We start from the raw sequence: 26,124 nt of genomic DNA on the forward strand, positions 1-26,124 counted from the left end.
CAGGGGCCGGTTTTTTTATGCGGTGATTGCACACTTGCTCTGATCGGGTACTAAAGAAAGACTGAATATATCTAACAGGAGGTTTTAGGATATGAAAACAGTATTGTATGTTCCACTGGATGATCGTCCAGCGAATCTGGATGACGTCGTTGTACAAGGAAAAGCAGCCGGTATCCATATCATTACACCGCACCTGGGTGACATTCAAAATCGTCTGGATTCCGAGAAAACGGTAGAAGGCACCACATTGCTTGGAACGTCTACGCCTACGTATGCGAAACCGTCCAATATTCATGATTTCATTTTGAAAAATGCCGCTAAAGTGGATGGCTTCATCATCTCTTCGGATATGCTGGCTTATGGTGGTCTGATCGGCAGTCGTCAGTTTCGTGAAGATGGAGGCGGAACATATCCTGATTACGACCAGGACACTACCCGTTTGCTCGATGTGATCAAAGCGATTAAAGGGAAATATCCAAGAAAACCAGTGTTTGTGATGGATACCATTATGCGACTCGCTACCACCTCTTTTGCAGATGGTCTCGCATTGGATGCCTACAACGAGTCACGTGCACTGATGCAGCAGCCACGCCAGTCCTTTACGGCATTCGAGGATATTGTGAACGGGTACAACCTTTCTCCAGAGTCTACGGAATATGGGGAAACGACGTATTTTAATAAAGAACAGTACTACAACACCAGACAACATAAATTCAAAACGAATCTATACATTCTGGATAAGCTTGCTCGCAAAGGATATATTGATTTCCTCGCCGTAGGCGTCGACGATGCGAATACGCAAGGCGTTCAGATCAACGAAATCAATTATGTGGAAGCACGGATCAACGAATGGCTCGGTGGGACGGATGGACAAAATCCCGATCGGGTGATTATCCTTCCAGATGCGGATGGCCTGGGTCACGCTCTGTTGGCCCGCATGGCTAACCAATTGCTTCGTGGTGGGAAGAAGACGCGTTATGCAGTGAAATATTTTGGCCCGCATGGTTCCACGATTATCAATGCCTATGAATATATGAATGTGCACGAGAATGTGGTGCGTCATGTGGATATTGTTGGTGGTGTGGTTGTAGCGGATTCCGCTTATCCACAGCCTGATGTGGTAACGGATACAACTCCCGATATGGAAAATGGAAATGAATTAACGAATGCTACATCTGTTGATGAAGCTTCTTCGTTTGATATGGCTTCTGAGCTGGATCGCATGACGAACCGTCATCCAGGCAAACCGGGTAATAAATCGGTGGACATTGAGATTATTGCTATTACGGCGCTGGATCAGGTGCAAGCGGCTGTGGCGCAATTGACGAGTAATAGTGAGAAGGGTCTTCCTTCGGTGCTGATTGATTTTGTAGGAAAAGGTCCAGCCAACGTCGATGTAGCCGAAGCACTCCTGAACAGTCCGTATACGGGTCGGGTCCTGGGGTACAGTGCCTGGAATACGCCGGGGAACAAAATCGGTATGGCTGTGGGTATGGGACAATCCCGTTATGCTCTGATTACAACCGAAACACATGCCCATACGTTGCGAGATGCCATGAATGCACATGGTTCATTGTTGTTCAAACGTTTCCTGAAAGATTACTACTATAAAGCAGTAGCGATTGCAGATATCCGCACGTATTCCAGAGCGCATGCGCTGTATACCAATGTGGCAACCCTTGCGGATCAGAATATGGTGTTGTTTAACTCAGAAGCAGATTATGCTCATTTGCAGACTTTACTCAGGGATCTGATGCAGACCCACACCACGGCACTGGCGAACAAAACAGCATTTGCTCAAGGGAACGTAGCGATAAAGCAAATTTGTAATGGCGAAGCAGCTTATGCGGAGTATTGCAGTGCACTGCTGGATTATGCGAACCCCGATTTCATCTGGGGACGTGCGTTTGAGATCACGTTGAATCCGAAGGTTACGCTGAAATAAGGTGTTAACGGTATGAGACGCGCTGAGTCGTCTTTTTTCCACCCCGGATACACCCTTATTCGCACCGAAGTCGTACGAATCACCATCCGCGCTAGGGATGAAAGGGTGTAAGATTGTATTATCGGATCAATAGCAAAGGACACACACCGAAAGCACATACGCTAATGTAAAGATCGGCCACAAGGGGCCGATCTTTTTGTTGCGGTGATTGGTGTCCAGCTTTGGTGTCGGTAGATACGCAGAGGCTGAGTTAAAGGGGGAATTCACTGCTGCACATTGTCGCTGCACAATGTGGGCAGATCGCAGACTTGCAGCTGAAGGGGGCGAAATGAATGTGTCTATGAGTAGTGGGTTAAACAGCACCGCCAGCACAGGGCAAGTGAGCAACGTCATCAGGCGAACGCTGAAGCAGAAGCTGGAGGCTCTTGTCCCGGCATGGAATGGCCGAGTACAGGATATTCCTACACCGGGAGAGGTGTTAGCCGGACCCTGTGCCGTGATTGCTTTTGCAGAAGAAGTACCGAAGTCTGCTTGGGCGGGATATAGGAGAGTCATCAAAATCTCTCCATATGCACGCCCCGAAGATGGAGGTGCTGAACAAGTAGAAGTATGGTCAGCAGCGCTGATGGAAGGACTGCATCAGGTCAGGCTGGAGGATGAAGAAGGCGGGGCATTTACCTGTATTTATCTGGGTTCTTCAGATTGTGATCGTGTGGATGCCAGTTCTGGACTGGTTACGCGCAGCCTGCGATTTGGGGTGTATGTTCCGGAAACGGTGGAATATGCTCAGGCTGAAACCACAGATTCGTGGATGGCTGCACTTCAGGGCTGGACACGAATTCAGCTCGGACAGGAATGGTCCGTATATGGGGATGTCTGGCCTGGAGGTTATACGACCAAGTCCATACTGTGGCGATTGACGGGATGCAGCACAACCACCGCAGGGACTTCTGCGCTGGAGATTCGTAAGCAGTGGATTGGGCATGTACTGGCTACGAATGTGGTAGATGTCCGTCAAACTGCAACACATCTGGTTGAACAACTGGCTGTGCAACCCCGTATTGCTTTGACGGATACAGACGGTACGCGATATGTGACGGTGGATGAAGTTTCTGCCGACTTGCAGGCAGACGCTTACTTGAACGGGCAGATTCGTCTGACGTTGCAGCAGCGTATTCGCCGTCCGGGTACGGATGTGCCATTAATCCGTGAGATTCACCATAGCAAAGGGATAGAGTAAGCGCTAGTCGAGAGGGACTCTAGATGGGGTTCCAGATGAGAAATTCAATATCATACTTTAGCTTCAAATTCATAGGTTCATAGTTTCGTAGGTTCATAGGGACAAAAATTCATAGGTCAAAATTATGGTGCAAAGATCAGGTTCAACGAATTCAGTAGTCAAACAATGAGGTGAGATGGCCATGGCAAGCTCAGTGAAAAAAAATAAACAGACTGCCCCGCAATACACGCGGGCCGAGCTGATGAATCATGCCGAAGCCCTCTTTGCCGTTAAGGCAGAGGTGCTGTATGGTGCGCTGTACGAAGTAGCGCAAGAGACGTTTTCCATTGCGGAAGCGAAGGAACGCATCAACCAATTTATGAAAGCGAAGGTGAAGGGATAATGGCAGGCGGAACTTGGGAGCAAACGAATCGTCCGGTACTTCCGGGCTTATATATGAATTTTCAGGCGGCAGCGTCTTCGGCTATTCAGGCTGGTAATCGCGGAACGGTTGTTGTGCCGATCAAGGCCAACTGGGGTCCGGTGGGCACTTTTGTAGAAGTCGGCAGTGAAGCTGCAATTGAGCGTATTTTCTCGGCGCATGCCCAGGATAATGGAACAGCTTATACATCCTTGAAGCTCGCTCTGTTGGGTGGACCGAAAAAGCTGCTCGCTTATCGGGTAGCCGGAGAGACGGCGAAAGCAGCCACGCTTACGCTGAAAGACAGCAGTGATACAGCCGTTCTGCAACTGGACGCCAAGTATCCGGGTGACCGGGGTAACGGGTTCTACGTCACCATTCAACCGGGTGTAATTGATAATACGAAGCATGAAGTGCGCTTGTTTGAAGGCAACCGGATGCTATATGCACTGCTGACTGCGGATATTTCGGCAGCGTCGCTGGCAAAAGAGATCAACGCGGATGAAAGCAACATTTGGATTAACGCGCAGGCGATTGGCGAGGGTACAGGTGTTGTTGCAACCGTTGCGGGAGCGGCGTTCAAAGGTGGTGCAAGTGGCAACGATGGACTGACCAATGCGGAGTATATTGCCGTGCAGGGCGCGCTGGAAGGCGAGCAATTTGACGTATTGGCATTGGATCATGCGGCGGATGCGCCTTTGCTGGCGAGCTTTGCAGCTTGGGTGAAACGTGTGCGCAATGAGGGTAAACCCGTGATGGCTGTATTCGGTGGTACTACGGCAGACGACACCTCTGCGACTGCAGCACAGAAGGCAGCAGCACGTTCACTTACGTTGAATCATGAGGGTGCGATTAATGTTGGTACGGGTGTGCGTCTGGGAGATGCGTTCTACAGCTCGGCGGAAACGTCTGCTTATGTTGCGGGTCTGATTGCCGGACAACGTCTGAATGAATCCACCACATATGCACCATCTCCGTTCGATGACGTGACGCGTCGCTGGACGCGAGCAGAACAGGAGCAGGCGGTTCAGAATGGTGTATTTATTTTCTTCCATGATGGACGTCAGGTGAAGGCGCTTCGCGGAGTGAATACACTCGTGACCCCTGCTGCAGGACAGAATAATGCCTGGAAAAAAATCCGTTCGATTCGCGTGATGGATGCGATTAACACGGATTTGCAGCGTTCGGCTGAAGATACTTATATCGGCAAAGTAAACAATACGGAAGAAGGACGTCAGGCGCTGATCGGTGCGATGAAAGCCTATCTGGCGCTGCTCGCACAGAGTAATGTCATTGAAGCTGAGGGATACGATGTCGTTCTCGACCCGGCGTATTATGGTGCTGCACCAATTCTCAAGCCAGAGGCGGATCAGGTATTCCTACAATGGAATGTGAAGCTGACGGATGTGATGGAGCAGTTGTTTGGAACGTTTTACGTGCAATAAGGTTTGTGTAGGAGAGAAGATCGGTTATTAGATTGACTAAAATTATTTGAGCTGGTGTTTTACACGATAACGTAGAGGGCAGAAAAAATCTGGAGAAACAAAGTGCTCGCCTTTATCTCCGGATTTTCCCTTTTGAAAAGAGGATCAATAAAATCTGGGGATAACAGCGATCGGAAGATTGTTCTGCCCGCGGAGTTATACCGTGTAACAATGATCAGCCAACCATTTCAAGGAGGAATTGTCATGTTGGATGCGTCAAGAGTCATTCTCGGTACCCATGGTCAGCTGCATATCGATGGTGTGTGGCAGACGAATATTAATAAGCTGGAGGCCAGCGTTGAAATTGAGAAGCGTGAGCTGAATCTGGTCGGCAACGACTGGAAAGTACACAAGAATGGTGCGAAAAAAGGAACAGGTACCATGACAGGTTACAAAGTAACTTCGGATATGATCCAGCGGGGCTTCACCAAGTTCCAAATTATCTCGAAGGTAGACGATCCAGAATCATACGGTCATGAGAGTGTTTTGCTGAAAGGTTGCATGGTGGACAAAATCCAGCTCGCCAACTGGACTGGGGGTGAGGAAGTACCGGAGGAAACAAGTTTTACATTTGAAGGATTTGAATTGTTGAACCCGATTGTAGCGAATTAAAGATGGAATGACTTCGAACTTCGGAAAGACCTCGTAACCAAGCTTGTTTAATCAGGCATACAGCAACGAGGCTTAACAGAAGTGGGATACACAGGCAGGCCGAGAAATTCTCGGTCTCTTTGTTGTCCCTGAATATGTAGATGTGTTAACCCAATTGTGAAATGAGAAGGAGATCGCACCCCATGAGTATGAATGAGAATATGTCTGAAGAACAAATTTTGGATCAGTTGTTTGAAGCAGCAGAACGTTTGCCGGAAGAGAATGTACGCATTCAACGTTTGGATCTGTTGCTGACTCTGCGTGGATTGACTTCCTCCAAAGTGGATCAGATTCGCGAACGCTGTACCATTCGCAAAACAGTTAAAGGCCGTACTGAGGAAAAGGTGGATACAGAAACATTTAACGCGCTGCTGATTTCCGAAGCTACTGTGAAAATGAATGTACGTGGACTCGAACTGTCAGGCTGGGGAGACAACCGCATCACGGGTCGCATGAAGCTGTCCGGTGGGGAACAAGCGGTTCGCCGCATGTTACTCGCGGGTGAGCTGGATGCCGTTGGCGACAAGGTACTTGAGCTGTCAGGTTTCGGTGTGGAGATTGAAGACCTAAAAAACTGATTCACTCCGGCGGGATGACCACGTTCTTATATCACATGTGGGTTCGTCATCATCTCCGGCCCGGAGAATTCTGGTCTTTGCCGCGCGGGGAGCGCTCACTGTTGATTGCTTTCTCGGAAGAGGAAATGGCAGCGATCACCTCGCAATTGAATCGATAACTAGATTGGACAGGGGGTGAAAGAAATGGCAGAAATGATTGTGGGCTTGTCCAAATCAAACGCGGAAATGCGAACGACCATCCAATATCTGGATCAGATACAGCGTTCTACGGAACGACTGGGCAGAGTTCGCTATCAGAGTTTGATTAAAGTGAATAATGAGCTTAGAACAACCGGGCGTAGACTGGAAAGCATTTATAGTACGGCTGTGCGAATCAGCAGGCTAAGGATTACGCCCAAAATTGGATTGGATGACCAACTTAGTCCGGCACTGGATCGCGCACTAGTGAAACTGAATAGCTTCAGGAACCAGATGGTTAGGGCTTCGGGGGATTTTTCTGTGATGGTTCAGCAGAAGGTTGAATTATCCATAGGGGAACTACCTAGTACACTGACAACAACGAATGGAGAACTGGCGAAGCTCACTATGTCTAATCAGGATTTGGCGATTAAAGTGCAGGAGAATACTGCTAAGCTGGGGATCACAACCAATATTTCTGGGGCGGGAACAGCAAAAGCTGAAGAAGACAAGGGTTGGTTTCAGAGTATTGTTGATGGAGCTGAAAAATTTAATCATTTAGCTGATGCAGTTAAGAATACTAGTGAAGGAATAAAGTTCGTAGGAAACCTATTTAAAGGTAAAAAATCAAAATTAGACGGAACTGCAAGCTCTGGCTCCCAATGCTGCTGCTGTTCTAGTGGAAGTTTGGTGGGAAGACTCTCAAGAGGTGGAGTGAAAGGTAGCAAAGCAAAAAAATTAGGTGGCGGCAGAGCTAAAAGTGTTGCAACTTCTGAAAGTAGTAAAAAAGGTTCTTACAAGAGCGGTTCCAGATCCTATCAAGAACGTGCAAGTGGAACTGTAGCATCACCAGCTTCCGATCCCACAAAAAAAATCATCACCAACATCTCTCCAGCAGAATCAAAAAAGCTCAGAATTGATTTTGATCAAAAAATGAATCCGAATCGACTGGGCCTTAGCGCTAATCAACCCTCTACTTCATCAATGTCCAAGCTCTTCTCAGGCAATGGCATGTTCGGCAAACTGAGCGGAGGGCTTGCTAAGGGGGCCGGGAAATTACTTGGGCCAATCAGCATGCTCGCTGATGTAGCGAATGTTGCAACTGCACCTCCCGAGGAGCGGGGCCGAGCTGTAGGCTCAATGATTGGCGGCACAGCAGGTACAGCGATTGGTAGCGCTATCGGTAGTGTTCTTTTGCCTGGGATAGGAACATGGGTTGGTGGTGCAGTAGGCGGTTGGGCTGGCAGTGCAGCAGGCGGCTGGATCGGCGATAATGCTAAGGATATTGGGAAGTTTATGTCCAACGCTACCGAGGGTGTGGGTAATGCATTGTCGGGTGCAGCGGATTACGTCTCTGAGAAAACGAAAAACATCACCGATGGCATATCCAGTTTCTTCGGTTTTGGCTCGGAGAAGGAGGACAAGACCGCATCCGCGGCAACGGTGGCTTCAACGTCGCAAATAGTAACAGGTCCTCAGATGCCACCTGCCTATATTCCACCGGCACTGACAATGACGGGTCCAGCAGCATATATGAACAATAAGGTCGGCCAGTCTACATCTGCTGGTTTTATGGGAACAAGCGTGATGCAGACACAAGCCATGGGTCTAGGTAACGGAGCTCAAACGAATGCTAATGGCAAATCGTCCACGATGACAGTACAAATATCCGAAGACCAGATGAGTAGTCTGTCCGGTTACCTGAAGGATTTCAAAACTGAGACGACCAACCAGATCTCCGTAAACGTACCACAAGGAGCTGTGCAGGTGACTGTCCGGGAGAATGCTATCGACTACGATGCCATCTCACATCAGGTTGGAATGAGATTTGCAGGCGAAGTGCGCCGTGCGATGGAAAATCGAAAAACGATTATGGCCTAAGCAGAAAGGAGGCCTGTCATGACTGTATTTAAAGATAACGTGGAAGGTATCAAAATGGAATTTACCCTGATCGATGGGAAAACGAAGTTTCAATTCCCGGTGAAACCGGAAGAACTGACGATCTCCCGATCCAAGGGATACGAAACGATTAATATGCTGGAATATGGCGAGTTTGATTTTGCGCAGGGAGAGAAGGTGAAGGAGATCACCTTCTCTTCTTTTTTTCCCAAAGAATATGATGCGTCCTATTGCATGTACGAGCCTTTGCCTGATCCGCGTGTAGCGATGAATATGCTAAATACGTTTCTTGTATCGAAAAAGCCGCTGCGCTTCATCATTACCAACACGGGGGTGAACGTGCCGGTGTATCTGATCTCGCACAATACGACCTTTCGGGGCGGTGAGAGCGGGGATATTTGCTTTGACATTACGCTGCGAACGTGGCGGGATTCCAAAGTGGAGAAGGTTGGCGCGGCTACATCTGCGAGCAAGTCTGGTTCCCGTACTGATCTGAAAACGAGCAGCAAGACCTACACCGTCAAATCTGGCGATTCCCTGTCCAAAATAGCAAAGCTTGAGCTGGGCAGCAGTTCCAAATGGAACGAGATTTATAAGCTCAATGTGAAGACCATCGGCAGTGATCCGAACCGGATCAAGCCCGGACAAAAGCTGGTGATGCCATGACCTACAAGGTCATTGTGGACGACAAATATGACATCACCAAATTGGTGGAGACGATTACGCTGAAGGACTCGCTCGACCAGATTGCGTATCAGGCCAACATCCGGTTGACGGTGTCTGCTTCTTCGGGTCTGCCTGCGATCTCACCGGGTATGGCGGTGCGGATCAGCGGGATTCCTTTTGGTGAAAAATCAATGGTTCACTTGCTGCATCCTGCGGTCATCTGGGAAGTGGAAAGCTCCAACAGCGGTACCAAGCGACTGTCCCTGACCGTCTACGACCGGATGATTTATCTGGAAAAATCAGAGGATGAGTTCTTGCTGCCGAAAGACCAGACTGCCACGCAGCGACTCAAAACGTATGCTAAGGAATGGAAAATCCCATACGCCGCTCTATCGGATACCAAAACGAAGCTGAGCAAAGCGGTGTATCGGTCGCAGACGATTTTTTCGATGATGTTTGCCGATCTGAAGGAAACGGTGAAGTCTGGTGGAGATATGTATCATCCGCGGATGACGCCCGGCGGGCTGCAGCTGTTCAAGGTGGGCAGCAATGCGAAAGTGCATGAGTTGGATCGGCTGATTGATCTGACCCAGATGCGTACGCTCGAAGGCGCGGTCACCAGAGTTAAAGTGATGGCGGCCTCGGAGTCCAGCAGTGGCAAAGAAGTTCCTTCCAAAGTGCTCGCGATTGAGCAGGATGGTGTAGCCGAACTGGGCACACTGCAAAAGCTGATAGAGGACGATCAGGTGAAAACAGCGACTGCGGCCAAGAAGTTGGCGAAAAGCCGTCTGACGGGTATTCAGGAGACCTTTACCGTAACCGCACCGGATGTGAATACGATTCGTGCCGGAGACGCGGTGCTGCTCAAAGGGCTGAAACTGATCGTCATGTCGGTCAGCCGTGATCTGTCTGCCGGACCTGGAACAATGACATTGGAACTGGGGACAGCCGAGCTGGTGAAAAGGAGGTTTTACCTTGAATAAAGATGATCCGTATGGGCATTTTGCCGAGGTCATGCGGGGTGCGATGAGTACCCATACTCGTCAGGCCGTGAGCGGTCTGGGAGCAGTACTGGGTACGATGACTTCATCAGGTGTGAAGCTGGATGATTTCAAGCACGAAGTGCAGGATTATCTCGTGGCCGAGCTGCCGGGCACGCTTGGACTGCCGGAGCGCGAGGCTGCTGGCGCAATCTCCGGGATACCTGACGTGGCGAACGGCGGAACGACGGGCACGGGAAGGTTTCTTTTGCAAAAAGGGGAAGTGGAAGAAGCGGTGTGGTCTCTGAGGAAAGGCTTGAAAGCCGGTGACCGTGTGCTGGCGATGCGGGTGAATGGCGGTAACGACATTGTGGTGCTGTGTAAGGTGGTGAGTTCGAATGCCTAGTTTATTCCCAGAAACGGGTGTGGTATGGGGAGATGAGGAGGATCTGTCGGGGGCGGCTTCGGAAGAGGTGCGGTTTGGACGGAGCTGGCGATTCGATTACGATGCGGGGGATTTTGTGCTGACTCCAAGTGGCAAAGTTGCTGCGGCGGGTGCGCATGAAGCCTGGGTGCAATGGTGCATTAAGGCCGTGAAAACGCCGCGGTACAGACATGTGATCTACTCCCGAAACTATGGATCGGAGCTGGATGAGTTGGTGGGTCAGGGGGACAGTCGGGGTGTGATGGAAAGTGAGATCACCCGGATGGTAACGGAGACGCTGCTGGCTGATCCACGCACGGATTCGGTGGACCAGTTTACGTTTGATTGGAATCGGGAGCAGTGCATGTTCTTGTGCCGGGTGGGGAGTGTGCAGGAAGAGATGTTTATTCTGGAAAGTGAGGTGATCTGACGGGATGGCTGAGATTTCGCGTTATTTGGAGGACCAGACGGAGGAACAGATTATGCAGCGCATGCTGGATCGTCTGCCCGCGGATCTGGACAAGTCGGAGGGTTCGTTCCTGTGGGATGCGGAGGCTCCGGTAGCTTTTATGCTGTCTGAGGCTGCATTGTGGGCGCAGGAATTACTGCGGCGTGGGTTTGCGAGTACTGCGGCGAGCAGTGATCCGAATTTTCGTTCGGAAGAGCTGGATCTGCGGGCGGGAGAGCATGGGCTTACGAGACGAGCTGCGGTAGCGGCACAAGGTTCGGTTAAATTTGCGGGTACGCCGGGCAAGGTGATTCCTGCGGGTACGGTTGTGGCTACGTTGGCAGATGAAATCTCCGGTGAGGCTTCGCTCGAATATGAAACCGTTGGTCGTGTGGAGCTGGGGGAAGATGGTCTCGGTAGTGTTGGCGTGCGGGCGCTCGTTGCCGGAAAAGAAAGTAATGTGCCTGCGGGCACCGTGACCGTGCTGTCTACACCCGTGAGTGGCGTTACATCTGTGGTGAACATGGATGTTATCAAGGGCGGTGCGGATATCGAGGCAGATACGGCGCTTCTGGAGCGCTTTTATGCCAAAGTCCGCAACCAAGGGACAAGTGGCAACAAGGCACAGTATGTGCAATGGGCCAGTGAAGTGCCGGGAGTTGGTGCAACGCGTGTTATTCCGTTGTGGCAGGGGCCGGGTACGGTAGGATTGTATCTGCTGGACACGGACAAGCGTGCTGCGGGTAACGATCTCGTGGCGGCTGTCCAGAAATACGTGGACCCAACGCAGGATGGACAGGGTGAAGGCGTTGCACCCGCTGGCCCGGTGGTGACCGTGATGCCGGCAGAGGAAGTGCCGATGAACATTCAGGTGAAGCTGACACTGGCAAGTGATGCCACACTGGCAGATGTAAGGGTGTTGATTGAGCGCGGGGTGACTGCGTATTTGAAGCAGTTGGCTTTTGCCGATCCACTTGTGCGCTATACCCGAATTGCAGCGATCCTACTCGACATTCCGCCGATTATCGACTATTCGGAGCTGACCGTGAACGGTGTAAGCGACCAGAATATTGAGATGACCGCGAGTCAGGTCGCTGTGCTGGGGACGGTGGATGTACATGAGTAGTGTTGGGCAGATGGTGGATGAGGAAGTAATAGGGGAGTGCCGAGACCAAGAAAGATTGGGAGAAATACGCCGATCCGGGTTAGAGCTGGTGAGCGAGACGCTTCATGTTGATGTGAAAGGAAGGGAGGGGACAGGGCATGAGTGCTCCTTCTATTGTAGATGTTGGACTGACGAGTGAGAAAGGGCGGGAGCTGTTCTCATATTTGCCAAGGTATTATGAGACTTCACGTGTCATGCAGGCGGATATGCAGGCCAAAGGCACCGAGATGGATCTGCTGTATCAGGCGTTAGATGAGACGTTGGAGCAGTTTTTTGTCCGTACGGCAACGTGGGGCCTGGATTTCTGGGAGCAGGAGCTTGGCATTGAGACGGATCGTCTCAAACCTGTGGAGCAGCGGCGTGCCGTGGTGGAGTCCAAGCTGCGGGGTGCCGGGAAGTTTTCGGGAAAATTGATTGAGAATGTGGCTGAGGCGTACGCTGGAGGCAAGATGGATGTAACGTTTCAACCGGAAGCGTGGAGCTTTACGGTGAGCTTTGTGGACACGATGGGCATTCCGCCAAATATTGACGATCTCAAACGCGCGATTGATGAATTGAAACCGGCCCACATGGCCGTGGAATATGAGTATCGCTATCTGATCTGGGACGATTTGGACAACAAACAGATGACCTGGGATGAACTGGACGCCGCGTCCCTGACGTGGAATGAACTGGAGGTGTGGGCGTAATGCCACAAGAAACGGATCGACTAAAATTGCCTCTGCCCTTGGGGAATGAGAACGTAACCCGGGAGAGTATTAACGGGATTTTTGAAAAGATTGATGCAGGAGTCGCGACACGTGATGAAGTGGAAGCATTACGCCAAATGATGAGCGAGATGGACATCCCTGATGCTTCTCTCACTCAAAAAGGTAAGGTTAAGTTGACGAATGAGACGACTAGCCAGAGCCAAACGCTTGCGGCGACTGCAAAGGCAGTGAGTGATGCAAGGCAGGCGGCTGTTACGGCAGCACAAGTCCACTCCGTGGAAGTTATACTTCCGCAAGCTAACGTCAATGCTCAGACTTACGTCAATAATAGGCCGTGGCAGAAACACAAGCTGACAGAGGACACAGGATACGCGCAGTCACTTACTGGCGGCCCTATTACAACTCTGAACCAATTAGTTAAAACAGGAATTTATTTTGCTGGTGAAACAATTGCAAACAGACCAGAATCAAGCAGTTATATCGTGGAGGTTTTAGCGATGTCATCAAGCAACTATGTACAAAGGGCCACCGATTATAATGGGAGCGGACGTACTTTTTCAAGGCTCGGGAACACGACCAACTGGTCTGCGTGGGTACTGATATCACAAAAACAAAACGCATGGGGGGGGATTTAGATGGCTGATGTCATAAAACTATTGACGCAGATTAGTACGCCTACGGGAAGTACATCATCGCCAGGAACCGAAACTTTGTACCAAGCTCCCACAGGTAAAAAAATCATTCTGAAGTCATTGATTATTTCTAACGCTACTAACAGTGACATAACTCTCACTATTAACATTGCAGGCGTCATCTTCATGAACCAAAAGACAATAAAGGGATATGATTCATTGATTATCAGGGATCTTGACTTGATTATGAACGCCGGGGAATTAATTACTGCGACGAGTTATAGTTTTTTTCTCGCAAGTTTCCATTTGAGCGGGATCGAATGCGATACAAACAGCGGATTGTATGTCCCTGCAATAAGGCTCGCAAACGCAAACGAAACAACTGCTTACTCGGTGATTACGCCAACTTCAACAAGCATCAGGCTAGTAAAAACGATTGTGGTCACAAACAAAACAGCATCGGAAGTTAACTGCGGAATATATCTCGGAAGTTATTCGGTATTCGTTAAAAACTTTAATCCGTATGAAACAATCATCATACCCGACATTGATCAGATTCTACCCGCAGGAAAAGAGATTAAAGCTTATGGCGCGGGTTGTTCAGCTATAATAACCGGATGGACGGTGGTGACCTAATGCCGAAACTTGATAATTATTCACTTGGCAATTACGGGTTGGGTGGGCTTCTTGATGGGACGGTAAAATACGAATCCGGTTCATATACAATAACCTCAACGGCACGTAATTTTCTGAGGGATAGCGGGGGCGTAACGCAATCTTATAGATACATCTATGTTACCGGGTTGTCCTTCAGACCCAAAAAAATTGTAGTGAGGACTTCAAACGCAACTACTATGATGGGTGTGTTTTATGATTACAACAGCAGAAACAACCCTCCATCGGCAACCAACAACAATTACAACCTATGCACTTTGAATAATGTAGACGGTGGAACGATGGCTATTTTCAAAGTGTACGAACTTGAAACAATCAACGTAGGCACAAGTTCCAATGCAGCAGTATCTAACGGAGCGTTTTTGTTGCCTGTTAATGGGGGTTCAGGTGGAAATGCAGGGGATGTTGTTACCTGGGAAGCATTTGGTTGATATAGAGAGATAGCAGGGGAAAGGGTGTGACGTTTTTGAACCGGGGTAACTTATACCGCATACTCATTTACGTCATACTTGCATTAACGTTTTCCGCAAGTCTCATGGCGCATGTGTATGGCGGCGTACCTGAAAACGTACTATATACATAAATGTTGGACACAGAGCGGTAGTGGCGTTTCAGGGGTAAATATAATAACGCCAGTTTCGGGGCTTTAAAGTCTATGCCGGGCATTGGGGATGTCTTAGCCCAGAGGATCATTGATGGCAGGCCGTATGCTGACGTTTATGATCTTCTCCGGGTTGACGTCGTATCGGGACGTTGGAAAAGTAAAGGCTGCGTGGCCACACTCATTGAACGTAAAACTCGTCTGTATATCATGCCAGATCGTACCGCATTGTCCATGGAGATCGCGCTAGGTGTAGCCATCTCACAGTACCCCAAGGGAACCTTTATAACAGCCACAGCTGACCGAGGAAAGGAGTTTGCTGACTCGTACTCATCCTGGCAACGTGGTTCCAACGAAAATGGGAATGGGTTACTTCGGGAGTTCCATCCCAAGGGTATCGATTTCGCTCAAGTAGAAGATGAAGACTTAGCCCGCTCCCTTAATTTAATCAATCAAAGGCCAAGAAAATGCTTAGGTTGGAAGACTGCTCACGAATCTTTCACATAGGAACGGTCGCACTTGACTTGACAAACCGTCATATTTAAAAACCAAAGGAGGTGAAAACCATGGAACGATGGGACACCCTATGGAAATCGGGGATTGCCCTCCTAACCAGTTCAGCAACCTACTTCTTCGGTGGCTGGTCAGGCGTGCTCGGTGTCTTACTAGTTTTCGTCATCCTCGATTACCTAACCGGCATCGCGGCTGCGGGGGCGAGTGGCAAGCTCGAAAGTAATATCGGTATGTTCGGCATCGCCCGAAAGGTATTTATATTTGCAATGGTATCGGTGGCTCATCTGGTGGACGGTGTTCTGGGAGACGGACATTTGTTCAGGGATGCGGTCGCCTTTTTTTATATCGCGAATGAGTTGTTGTCTATCATTGAAAATGGGGGCAAATTGGGCGCACCGATCCCGCCTGCGATCCGGCAGGCTATTGAAGTACTCAAGGGCAAGGGAGGAACCGGGGAACTCCCCAGTAACTTCTCCCCGAGTGCCAAAGACACTTTTTCACAGGCAGATCCAGATGACATAGATTCACAGGCTGGAGATAACAAGAAGTAATGCGACTATAGCGTGCTAGCACGTAAAACTACACATAACTCAACACATCAGGACACGCACACAAGCAACCCCTGACCCCCAAGCATTAACTATATACAAACGGCAATTTGCCGCATAAAGGGTGTGAGAAACATGCAAACGAGAAGCTCGGGCAATACGCAGGGCATTGACGTCTCCCGTTACCAAGGCAATATTGACTGGGCCAAAGTGAAGGCAAGCGGCATGACATTTGTGTTCATCAAGGCGACCGAAGGGCAGACGTATACCGATCCAAATTTTCAAACCAATGTAACCGGCGCACTGGCGGCAGGCATGCTGGTCGGAACGTACCACTTTTTTCGCGCAACGACTACCGATGGTGCGAAGGCTGAAGCGGCGCATTATGCCACGACTCTGCAAAAAGTAGGAGGCGCCAAGGCGCTGCAATTACCTCCTGTCATGGACTACGAAAACAATCCGGGTAACCTGAGCAAAGCTCAGATCAACACGGTAGCCAAGGCTTTTTTAACGGAATTGCAACGTCTCACGGGTGTGAAACCGATCATATACACAGGCAATTCATTTGCCAGCAATTTTGAACCTTCGATGAACTCATACGATCTATGGATTGCGCGTTACAGCAACACACGTGTACCAGAAGACCAGCCGGCCTGGAAACGTTGGACGTTCTGGCAGTATACGGACTCGGGCAAGGTGAACGGGATCAGCGGCAACGTGGATATGAACGAGTTCCAAGGATCGGCAGCGGAATTGAAAGCAAAATATGCAACAGCAGCACCAAAGCCGCCAGAGCCATCTGAACCAACCAATCCTACAAATCCCACGAATCCAACCGAACCACCGAAAGGGGGCGAACCGATGACAGCCGAAGAGAAAGCAGCGTTTGATGCGCTGAAATCCCAGGTCGATAAACTGCAGGCACGCCAGCAGATGGAAGTTCCAGTCTGGGCAAAAGCTGCCGTTGACGCAGCGCTGGCATATGACACCAAAAATCCGTTGTTCAGCATCGATAGTGGGGCGAGTTATGATTTTTACCGTTTTATCACGGTCATGTACCGCAGAGGTTTATTCAAAAAATAAGCTGACCTAACATAAAAATATAAGTTGGACCTGGTTTTAAAAGAGGGAACACAACAAGGGACACACGACGCTTTTTGTCGAATAGTGTTCCTTTTTTGTGTTTTATGTAAATGATATTAACATATATAATAAAGTTGAAGACTTATGTCCGTAAATCTCTTGTCTATTTGATGAATGTGATGTAAAGTTAGTTACACGAAATCGATTTTCACCACTGTTTATTTACACAATCCTCCTCATCATGACAAGACTTTAACATCAAAAGTTATTGTAATGTCTCCCTGTTGTAAAATCCAACATCTCTAGATCAATTTCACAACGTTTTGAAACAATCCAATCCAACCTGCTTGAGAAACCACTAAAATGTTCTGTTTACCAACTTTCTGTTACAGCTAATTGCCACCATTGGATTTTAAGCCATTACATTTTAGCCTTGACGTTTAACTCTAAGTCAAACATTAAGCCAAACTCCATACCAAACAACGCCACCATTCTCTCTAAATCAGCCTTGTTGGCCGCCACCAAGTCCGTACCCTTCTACTGTTGCTTATTGACCTAAGTTCAATTATTACGCAACAACCACAGGCATTTACAACTCGTCACATCATCCGAAAAAACTTACAAAATGTGTACGGTTACATCCGTTTTTACATTTCATATATACTCCTTAACTTATCTAAACATCTATCCCAGGTATAAAAGGCATTTAAAGCCTTTCATATGATACAAAGCACCAAACCGATCGATTGTAATCATTGGAGTTTTTTCACGCCAGTATCACACACATTATGAGACAGGGAAGGGTGTTGTACGTATGCGAATGAGAAAAAAGTGGTTATCCGGGGTCATGGCAATGGCCATGAGCACAGTGTTGATTCTGTCAGGCTGCTCCAGCGCCAGCAACGAGGGTACAGGCAATTCCCCCGCTCCGGCGGAAGGTAGCGAGCCTCCCGCAGAAGTGGCAGCACAGGATACGATGATTATGGGACGCGGCGGAGATTCCGTGGCACTGGACCCGGCAATCGTTACGGATGGAGAGTCGTTGAAGATTGGACATCAGGTATTCGACTCATTGCTGGACTACAAGGAAGGTGGAACCGAGGTTGTTCCTGGACTGGCTGAGAGCTGGGAGATTTCGGCGGATGGACTCAAGTATGACTTCAAGCTGAAGTCCGGCGTGAAATTCCACGATGGTACCGACTTCAACGCAGACGCTGTGGTGTTCAACTTCAACCGATGGAGTGATCCGGCCAGTGAATATAAATTCGAGGGAGATTCCTTCGACTATTATGATTCCATGTTTGGTCCGGAAGATGGACGTGTGATCAAGGAAGTAAAGGCGATTGACGAGACAACGGTCGAGTTCACACTGAACCAGCCACAAGCGCCTTTCCTGCAAAACATAGCGATGACGCCATTTGGCATTGCAAGTCCAACTGCGATTCAGGAGAAAAAGCAAAATTTCAAGAGCGAGCCAGTAGGCACAGGCCCATTTGTATTCAAAGAGTGGAAGCGAAACGACTCCATCACCCTGGAGAAGAATCCGAATTATTGGAAAGACGGACTGCCGAAGCTGAACAAAGTGATCGTGCGTTCGATTCCGGATAACACGGCACGCTTCAATGCGCTGCAAAACGGCGAGATTGATATCATGGAGGATCTGAACCCGGATGATCTGTCCATTCTTGAGGGAAATAGCGAGCTGCAAAAAATCGAGCGTCCACCATTTAACGTGTCATACATTGGTTTTAACTTTAAGAAAAAACCGTTTGATAACGTGAAAGTAAGACAAGCCCTCAACCACGCGGTAAACAAACAGGGCATTATCGATGCTTTCTTTGCCGGACAAGCGCAACCAGCGGTAAACCCGATGCCGCCAACGCTGTGGGGGTATAACGATAGTATTGAGGACTATGCTTATGATCTGGAAAAAGCAAAAGCATTACTTGCCGAAGCCGGCTACCCTGACGGATTGCCTGACCCGGTAACATTCTATGCCATGCCAGTATCCCGGCCGTATATGCCTGACGGCAAGAAGGTTGCCGAAGCGATCCAGGCCGATTTTGAGAAAGTCGGAGTGACCGTCAACATCGAATCACCGGAGTGGGCGACGTACTTGGATGATGCCAAAGCTGGGGAGAAAGACGACATTTACATGCTTGGCTGGACCGGTGATAACGGTGACCCGGATAACTTCCTGTACACGCTGCTCGATAAGGATGCAATCCCGGGCAACAACCGCAGTTTCTACGTAAACGAAGAATTGCATACGTTGCTGACGAGTGCGCAGAAAGAAACGGATCAGGACAAACGTGCGGAACTGTACAAGCAAGCGCAAGTGATTATTAAGGAAGATGCTCCATGGATTCCACTTGTGCACACCACTCCTATTCTGGCAGGTAAAGCGAACCTGAAAGATTTCGTGCCGTCCCCATTGGGCACGGAATCCTATGCCAATGCCTACTTTGAATAACTTATATACGAGCTGAACTTAGTATTATCACGATCCATTAGTTTAAAGCGCTGGCGTACACGCAATGCTTGGCAGAACCCACATCAGGATGTAACGATCTAAAGCATGCATGTCTGCCAGCGCTTTTTATACGTTAAAGGCAGGTGAATGAGGAGTGAACAGTTACATCGTCAAACGTGTACTCGTGTTACTGCCCGTGCTGCTGGGCATGACCCTGATCGTCTTTTCCATTATCCACGCCATTCCGGGTGATCCGGCTGAGACCATACTCGGGCAAAAGGCAACCGAACAATCCAAGCAAGCTCTGCGTGATCAGCTTGGACTGGACAAACCATGGTTTCAACAATATTTCGCATATCTGGCCGATCTGTTTAAGGGAGATCTGGGCACATCCATCCGCACCAAGGTTCCCATTACCCAGGAAATTGTGCCCTATCTGACGGCGACCCTCGAATTAACAATGGCGAGTATGTTGTTTGCGATCATCATTGGCGTGAATGCCGGGATCGTCAGTGCTTGGAAACATAACTCGTGGTTTGATTACTGCTGCATGGTCATTGCATTGGTGGGTGTATCGATGCCAATCTTCTGGCTTGGGTTGATGGAACAGTGGCTATTTGCGAATAAACTGCACTGGCTGCCATCCATCGGAAGAATGAATGCGCGTGATCCCATTGAAGCCATTACAGGTTTGTATGTGCTGGATACGATGATTGCCGGACGCTGGGATCAGTTGTGGACGGTAACGAAACATTTGCTGCTGCCAAGTATCGCTCTCGGAACAATTCCGATGGCCGTTATTGCCCGGATGACGCGTTCCAGCATGCTCGAAGTGATGAGTTCGGATTATATCCGAACCGCGAAGGCGAAGGGACTCGGCCCGTTTTTTGTTATTTATGGGCATGCGTTGAAAAATGCGTTTATTCCCGTGCTCACCGTCATCGGCATACAGACCGGATCTTTGCTGGGTGGAGCTGTGCTGACCGAAACGATCTTTGCCTGGCCCGGTGTAGGTCGCTATATATATGAAGCAATTAGTTCTAGAGACTATCCGGTGATCCAGAGCGGCATTCTGATCGTGGCATTTTTCTTCGTAGTGATCAACCTGATTGTGGACTTGCTGTACGCCGTATTCGATCCACGTATTAGTTATAAATGAGTATGAACAGAAGGGAGACGCCGCATGGCCAAATTATCGACCAATACCGGACCATCCATTGACTCCACTTCAGCACCTGCATCAGGTCCATGGCGGGAAGCCTGGAGAACGTTTCGAAGAAATCGGCTTGCGCTGGCAGGTTTGATCATTATCGTTTTTTTCATCCTGTTGGCCTTTGCTGCCCCGTATGTTGCCCCGTATGACTACAAAGAGCAGGTGCTCGCAGATCGTCTGCAAGCCCCTTCGGCAGAGCATTGGTTTGGTACCGATGATCTCGGACGTGACGTATTTTCCAGAGTGCTGCATGGAGCGCGCATTTCATTGTGGGTTGGTTTCTTTTCTGTTATTGGCTCTATTATTGCGGGCGCATTGCTCGGTCTGATTGCTGGATATTATGGAAAATGGGCAGACATGCTCATCTCGCGTTTGTTCGATATCTTGCTTGCTTTCCCCGCTATCCTGTTGGCAATTGCCATTGTGGCGATTCTCGGTCCGTCTTTGCAAAATGCACTGCTCGCGATAGCGATCGTGAACATCCCGACCTACGGACGATTAGTGCGTTCAAGGGTACTTAGCTTGAGGCAGGAGGAATTCATTACGTCTGCGCGTACGCTCGGGGCTAGCAATATGCGAATTCTGTTCCGGCACATCTTGCCCAATAGTCTCACCCCGCTCATCGTACAAGGCACACTGGGGATTGGAACAGCGATTATTGAAGCAGCTGCGCTTGGGTTCCTCGGCATGGGGGCGCAACCCCCAGACCCGGAATGGGGCAAAATGCTGTCGGATTCCCGCCAGTTTCTGCAAAAAGCACCGTGGACGCTTATTTTCCCCGGGCTTTCCATCATGTTCACAGTGCTTGGTTTCAACTTGCTCGGGGACGGCCTGCGCGACACCCTTGATCCAAAGACGGCCAAAAAATAGAGGTTGCATCTCTGGTTGCTCTTCTAGTTTCAGCTCTAGTTGCATCTCTAACTAAGTCTACAACTCTGTTCCAATCTAACGAACCTAGGATGCCTTATTCTGCGATTTCTTGCCAATGCTGCCCGTACTCATTACAATTTGTATCCAAGCCGGTTCGAACTTTGGTTCGAGGCGGCTTTTGTATTGCATGATGTATTGAGCTAAAATGGGTAGAGATGCGCAAAACTTAAAGTGTTATTCGATGATTTTGTTAAAATAACCGCCTTCGTATTGACACCCAATTTTCCCATATGTTATATAAAAGGAAAGGGTTTAGCACTCCAATCATCAGAGTGCTAATAAATGATGTTTTTACTACACGACTACATATGGAATGATTGTGTTTTTGAATATGGATTAATTTAACTTTGAATAGGACATGAGAGTGGAATGAGCTAGAAAAGGCCTGGCATGCGAAAGATTGATCAATAGATTTTCAATTGAGAAAATCTCAATGTTTAAAATCAGTTCCTGATCAGATGCAAAAGTAGTGGAGGGGACGAAATCGATTTGGAGGAAGCGAAGCGTTCGCCTAAAAGCTTTCTGAAGGAAAGCTGCTACGGAAGCATACGCTATCCCCTAATTTCTCCCTTTTTAAAAGGAGATCAAGGAAATTAGGGGATAACAGCGATCGAAAGAACGATTCGTAACCGGAACGGCTAGACCGCACAAAATCATGCGCTTATTTTAAATGAGGAATAGAGTGAATCAAAAAAATCTGATCAAAGCGATTGAGGGCTTGCCTAGTAACGTAATATTCTGCATAGGAGTATTCAAAGGTTTACTTTCTATATTCAACCCAATCATTCTATCCCCAATTTGAAAGGAGACACCCATTCATGGCTAAAAAAGAATTTCAGGCTGAATCCAAACGCTTGCTAGATATGATGATCAACTCCATTTACACCCAAAGAGAAATCTTTTTGAGAGAACTGATCTCCAACTCCAGTGACGCCATTGACAAAATATATTACAAAGCACTGACGGACGACACACTCGTCTTCAACAAAGAGGACTACTATATCAAGCTCACTATCGACAAAGAGAACCGTACGCTCACACTGACCGATACAGGAATCGGGATGACGCAGGAAGAGTTGGAGAACAATCTGGGCGTTATCGCGAAGAGCGGCTCGCTGGCGTTCAAGAAAGAGAATGAAGCCAAAGACGGCCACAACATCATCGGACAATTCGGGGTTGGTTTCTACTCCGCATTTATGGTGGCGGACAAGCTGACGGTAACGAGTAAAACGCTGGGCAGCGACGAAGCATGGAAATGGGAATCCGAAGGTGCGGACGGATACACGATCTCTCCAGCCGAGAAAGATTCCGTGGGTACGGAAATTGTCCTGACGATCAAACAAAATACCGAAGAAGATTCGTATGACGAATTTTTGGAAGAGTACCGCCTGAGATCCATCATCAAGAAATACTCCGACTTCATTCGTTACCCAATCAAGATGGATGTGACAGGTCAGCGTGCAAAAGAGGGTACGGAGAACGAGTTCGAGGAGTACAAAGAAGAGCAAACCGTGAACAGCATGGTGCCGATCTGGCGTAAAAATAAAAGCGAACTGACCGAAGAAGACTACAACAACTTCTATATGGAAAAACGCTACGGTTTTGATAAACCGCTCAAACACTTGCACATCAGCGCTGATGGCGCAGTGGTATATAATGCGATCCTGTTTATTCCGGAGAACACACCGTTTGATTATTATACAAAAGAGTATGAAAAAGGGCTTGAACTGTACTCTAATGGTGTATTGATCATGGATAAATGCGGTGATTTGCTGCCAGATTACTTTGGATTTGTAAAAGGTATGGTCGATTCCGAGGATCTGTCTCTGAACATTTCCCGTGAAATGCTCCAACACGATCGTCAACTCAGTCTGATCGCGAAGAACATCAAGAATAAGATCAAGAGCCAACTGCAAAGCTTGCTCAAGGACGAGCGTGAGAATTACGAGAAATTCTATCAAGCGTTTGGCCGTCAGCTGAAGTATGGCGTATATAGCGACTATGGCGTGAATAAGGATACCCTGCAGGATCTGCTCTTGTTCTCTTCTTCCAAAGAGAAGAAGCTGGTTAGCCTGGACGAGTACGTTTCCAGAATGCCTGAAGATCAGAAGTACATCTACTACGCATCGGGTGAATCCATTGAACGGATTGAGAAGCTGCCACAGATCGAGGGTGTACTCGACAAAGGTTATGAAGTATTGTACTTCACCGACGACATTGATGAGTTTGCAATCAAGATGATCACGAATTATAAAGAGAAAGAATTCAAATCCATCTCCAGTGGTGACCTGGGCATCGAGGACAGTGCAGACAAAGAAGAGACGGACGCACAGGACAACGACAACAAAGAGTTGTTCGAAGCGATGCAAGCGCAGCTTGGCGGCAAAGTAAAAGCTGTTAAAGCTTCCAAACGCCTGAGAAGCCACCCAGTATGTTTGTCCACTGAAGGTGAGCTGACGATTGAGATGGAGAAAATTCTGAAAGCCATGCCGAACAGCGAAAATGTACAGGCAGATAAAGTGCTGGAGATCAACGTAAATCACGATGTCTTCAAATCCCTCAAAGACGCATTCGCACAGGATAAAGAAAAACTAAGCCTTTACACAAGCTTGCTGTATCATCAAGCATTGCTGATCGAAGGACTACCAATTCAAGACCCGGTAGAGTTCACCAACGATATCTGCAAGGTTATGGTCTAAAATCCGCAATACTGCAGTAATACAACCGGTGTAATAAGAAAGCAGGATTACAACATTTTACGTAACGTAAGGGTTTAAGGTACGGTAGAGTTCTTCTGTAACCTGCAACGGCCTAACCCTTGCAACCACCATCTGCACTCCGACAGGGTATTTCCTTCCTGTCGGTTTTTTTTATTGTATCTTACCTCAGGGGAGGGGACGTGAGAGACAGAGAATCATTGAAGTAATAAATGACATCAAGATTTGTTAATAAGAAACAGCGGAAGTAATGAAGGGATGGAATTGATTCTGGAGACAAAAAATGATCGGAAGAACGATCCGTAACCGGAACGGCCGCCGATGCACATTAAGCAATAATATTTCATGTGTTTGAACTGTCTGAATATGAACTTTCATAGTGGAACTGTCGTACCTCATTTTACAATTCGTAATAATAACAAAATGAAGCTATGTAGGTAAGTCATTTGTTATAAATAATGGTTCCTCCAGATGTAATTTTCAAAAAAATGAATGGAACTATTTTTTACTGAAAAATTACTTTGGCATTGATACAAACCGTTGGCCGTGATACAATTTGTATCAAAAGCGATGTTGAGAGGTGAAAGTATATTAAAGCATTATTCGCACCTAAACCTTTTGATAATTATTTTAAAATTTGGGCCGTTGTTTTACCTATAAATTCTTGGGTTTTAATGCCTTCAAATCCAGGAACCACGCCGGGGTTACTTTTATCCTTGTTATCAGTTGTTTTTGTGCTTTTATTTGCTATTAGTCTAAAATTCAAAAACAATATGGAAGTTAAACAGGTAACAAATTATTTTTATAGAGATATAATTATTTTCGTTTACGTGTTAACGCTTTTTAACGGTTTAGCACAATTAACTGTCTTATTCAAAATGAATGAAGGATATGACTACAACTTTGTGCACAATGTTATATTAGTTAACGAAAATGGGCATGTATTTTTAAGAACTAGCCTATTTACTCAATCCATATATCTTATTGCTGCTTCAATAATTTGCTTTTACACTAAGTATTTTTACAAGAAAGAGTGGAATAAGTACATATTCATAGGTACTTCTATATTTCTTATTTATGGGTTTTACGAATGGATTTATTATTTAGTATTTGGAACAACTGGAGACTTTTTAAGTAACAGAGTATTTGCTTTAGATATTAACGGTGATCCTAGATTGGGGAGCATGAGTCAGAGAACTGATGCTTTTGGAATAAACACACTCAGAATGAAGAGTCTAACAGGAGAGCCAAGCGCTTTCGCGCTAACTGTATTACCTCTCTGGGTATTCGCAATACATTTACGCAAACCTTTATTCCATATCCCCATGCTAATAGCATTAATTTTATCTACCTCATCAACCGCATTTTTAGGAATACTGATTTATTTCATCTATAGAGTTTTGCGTTATCATTTAAAAGATAGGTATTGTCAAATACTAATATATTTTTCCACAATTTTAGTTATCCTAAATTATAAAAGGGTTGCATCTGTTCTTGAATTCTTACTATTTAATAAGATTGATTCCCACTCTGGAAACCAAAGATCCTCTTCTATGTTCATACATCTAGAATATTTTTCTCATATGCCATTTTTCAATAAGTTGTTCGGGCTTGGATTTGGATATGTTCGCTCTACCGATTTTTTCTCAACATTATTGGTTAATAGCGGTATATTTGGATTTATTTTCTTTAGTATATTTTTCTTATATCCAATGTTCAAATTAAAGAGAAACTATTTTAATGATGGTCTTAAAATTTCTTTGCTAATAATTTATGTATCCTTAATGATATCCGTCCCAGAATTTTCCTACTTGACTACATGGTTATTTTTGGGGATAAGTTACAATCAGCTAGCTAGAGAAAAAAAATCAACCATTCTTCATAATTTGAATCCCGCAAAATTTCAATCATCAAAAGTAATGTGAGTATGTAGGGACTTAGAATTAAATGTTCGGTAAAGTAGATTTCTCAT

At 47.4% G+C, this 26,124-nt stretch carries 24 protein-coding genes and 1 pseudogene; all 25 read left to right on the forward strand.

Annotated elements, in window-relative coordinates; genetic code table 11:
* Positions 1-91 precede the first annotated feature (91 nt).
* The 25 genes and pseudogenes from AC4PM4_RS07990 (at position 92) to AC4PM4_RS08110 (ending at position 26,077) form a co-directional block, all read left to right on the forward strand.
* Entirely contained in the window at positions 92-1,945 is a 1,854-nt protein-coding gene (locus AC4PM4_RS07990) for a DUF4127 family protein (RefSeq protein WP_491613293.1), read from the forward strand.
* 211 nt (positions 1,946-2,156) lie between these two features.
* Positions 2,157-3,185, forward strand: a complete 1,029-nt coding sequence (locus AC4PM4_RS07995) for a hypothetical protein (RefSeq protein WP_491613294.1) — start codon at positions 2,157-2,159, stop codon at positions 3,183-3,185.
* 193 nt (positions 3,186-3,378) lie between these two features.
* Positions 3,379-3,567 (forward strand): YqzN/YkzM domain-containing protein, encoded by a 189-nt coding sequence (locus AC4PM4_RS08000; RefSeq protein WP_491613295.1) that lies wholly within the window; start codon positions 3,379-3,381, stop codon positions 3,565-3,567.
* Positions 3,567-5,030, forward strand: coding sequence for a phage tail sheath family protein (locus AC4PM4_RS08005; RefSeq protein WP_491613296.1), 1,464 nt, complete (start codon positions 3,567-3,569; stop codon positions 5,028-5,030). Before AC4PM4_RS08000 ends, AC4PM4_RS08005 begins: the two co-directional genes overlap by 1 nt.
* Before the next feature lie 243 nt (positions 5,031-5,273).
* Complete coding sequence (locus AC4PM4_RS08010; RefSeq protein ID WP_491613297.1) at positions 5,274-5,681, forward strand: phage tail tube protein; 408 nt, start codon at positions 5,274-5,276, stop codon at positions 5,679-5,681.
* A 182-nt stretch (positions 5,682-5,863) separates the two neighbouring features.
* On the forward strand, positions 5,864-6,298 hold the full coding sequence (locus AC4PM4_RS08015; RefSeq protein ID WP_053783415.1) for a phage tail assembly chaperone: 435 nt from the start codon (positions 5,864-5,866) through the stop codon (positions 6,296-6,298).
* Positions 6,299-6,333: 35 nt separating this feature from the next.
* On the forward strand, positions 6,334-6,456 hold the full coding sequence (locus AC4PM4_RS08020; RefSeq protein WP_491613426.1) for a hypothetical protein: 123 nt from the start codon (positions 6,334-6,336) through the stop codon (positions 6,454-6,456).
* Between the two features lie 25 nt (positions 6,457-6,481).
* The gene (locus AC4PM4_RS08025) at positions 6,482-8,356 is read left to right on the forward strand and encodes a hypothetical protein (protein ID WP_491613298.1); all 1,875 of its coding nucleotides are present in this window, start codon (positions 6,482-6,484) and stop codon (positions 8,354-8,356) included.
* A 54-nt stretch (positions 8,357-8,410) separates the two neighbouring features.
* Positions 8,411-9,040: a LysM peptidoglycan-binding domain-containing protein gene (locus AC4PM4_RS08030; protein WP_491613414.1), complete on the forward strand. Its 630-nt coding sequence runs from the start codon at positions 8,411-8,413 to the stop codon at positions 9,038-9,040.
* Positions 9,037-10,023 carry an XkdQ/YqbQ family protein gene (locus tag AC4PM4_RS08035; RefSeq protein ID WP_090953066.1) on the forward strand — a complete coding sequence of 329 codons (987 nt, stop codon included), beginning with the start codon at positions 9,037-9,039 and terminating at the stop codon, positions 10,021-10,023. Before AC4PM4_RS08030 ends, AC4PM4_RS08035 begins: the two co-directional genes overlap by 4 nt.
* The gene (locus tag AC4PM4_RS08040) at positions 10,016-10,426 is read left to right on the forward strand and encodes a hypothetical protein (protein ID WP_491613299.1); all 411 of its coding nucleotides are present in this window, start codon (positions 10,016-10,018) and stop codon (positions 10,424-10,426) included. Before AC4PM4_RS08035 ends, AC4PM4_RS08040 begins: the two co-directional genes overlap by 8 nt.
* On the forward strand, positions 10,419-10,874 hold the full coding sequence (locus tag AC4PM4_RS08045) for a DUF2634 domain-containing protein (protein WP_491613300.1): 456 nt from the start codon (positions 10,419-10,421) through the stop codon (positions 10,872-10,874). The genes AC4PM4_RS08040 and AC4PM4_RS08045 overlap by 8 nt, the downstream gene beginning before the upstream one ends.
* 4 nt (positions 10,875-10,878) lie before the next feature.
* On the forward strand, positions 10,879-12,018 hold the full coding sequence (locus AC4PM4_RS08050) for a baseplate J/gp47 family protein (protein ID WP_491613302.1): 1,140 nt from the start codon (positions 10,879-10,881) through the stop codon (positions 12,016-12,018).
* A gap of 137 nt (positions 12,019-12,155) precedes the next feature.
* Positions 12,156-12,746: a YmfQ family protein gene (locus AC4PM4_RS08055; RefSeq protein WP_491613303.1), complete on the forward strand. Its 591-nt coding sequence runs from the start codon at positions 12,156-12,158 to the stop codon at positions 12,744-12,746.
* The gene (locus AC4PM4_RS08060) at positions 12,746-13,402 is read left to right on the forward strand and encodes a pyocin knob domain-containing protein (protein ID WP_491613304.1); all 657 of its coding nucleotides are present in this window, start codon (positions 12,746-12,748) and stop codon (positions 13,400-13,402) included. The genes AC4PM4_RS08055 and AC4PM4_RS08060 overlap by 1 nt, the downstream gene beginning before the upstream one ends.
* On the forward strand, positions 13,403-14,035 hold the full coding sequence (locus AC4PM4_RS08065; protein ID WP_491613305.1) for a hypothetical protein: 633 nt from the start codon (positions 13,403-13,405) through the stop codon (positions 14,033-14,035).
* A complete protein-coding gene (locus AC4PM4_RS08070) occupies positions 14,035-14,505 on the forward strand; it encodes a hypothetical protein (protein ID WP_491613306.1) in 471 nt (156 codons plus the stop codon). Before AC4PM4_RS08065 ends, AC4PM4_RS08070 begins: the two co-directional genes overlap by 1 nt.
* 308 nt (positions 14,506-14,813) lie before the next feature.
* Positions 14,814-15,182, forward strand: a pseudogene (locus AC4PM4_RS08075) (IS30 family transposase); the annotation flags it as partial.
* A gap of 59 nt (positions 15,183-15,241) precedes the next feature.
* On the forward strand, positions 15,242-15,739 hold the full coding sequence (locus tag AC4PM4_RS08080; RefSeq protein WP_491613307.1) for a phage holin family protein: 498 nt from the start codon (positions 15,242-15,244) through the stop codon (positions 15,737-15,739).
* A gap of 132 nt (positions 15,740-15,871) precedes the next feature.
* On the forward strand, positions 15,872-16,819 hold the full coding sequence (locus tag AC4PM4_RS08085) for a glycoside hydrolase family 25 protein (RefSeq protein WP_491613308.1): 948 nt from the start codon (positions 15,872-15,874) through the stop codon (positions 16,817-16,819).
* An 820-nt stretch (positions 16,820-17,639) separates the two neighbouring features.
* Entirely contained in the window at positions 17,640-19,292 is a 1,653-nt protein-coding gene (locus tag AC4PM4_RS08090) for an ABC transporter substrate-binding protein (RefSeq protein WP_090953378.1), read from the forward strand.
* 154 nt (positions 19,293-19,446) lie between these two features.
* Entirely contained in the window at positions 19,447-20,451 is a 1,005-nt protein-coding gene (locus tag AC4PM4_RS08095) for an ABC transporter permease (RefSeq protein ID WP_491613309.1), read from the forward strand.
* A 24-nt stretch (positions 20,452-20,475) separates the two neighbouring features.
* Positions 20,476-21,375: a nickel transporter permease gene (gene nikC / locus AC4PM4_RS08100; RefSeq protein ID WP_491613310.1), complete on the forward strand. Its 900-nt coding sequence runs from the start codon at positions 20,476-20,478 to the stop codon at positions 21,373-21,375.
* 878 nt (positions 21,376-22,253) lie between these two features.
* The gene (gene htpG, locus AC4PM4_RS08105; protein ID WP_063564526.1) at positions 22,254-24,134 is read left to right on the forward strand and encodes a molecular chaperone HtpG; all 1,881 of its coding nucleotides are present in this window, start codon (positions 22,254-22,256) and stop codon (positions 24,132-24,134) included.
* A gap of 692 nt (positions 24,135-24,826) precedes the next feature.
* Complete coding sequence (locus AC4PM4_RS08110) at positions 24,827-26,077, forward strand: hypothetical protein (protein ID WP_491613311.1); 1,251 nt, start codon at positions 24,827-24,829, stop codon at positions 26,075-26,077.
* The last annotated feature ends 47 nt before the right edge of the window (positions 26,078-26,124 follow it).

The organism is Paenibacillus sp. MDV22-iso6 (assembly GCF_058408365.1).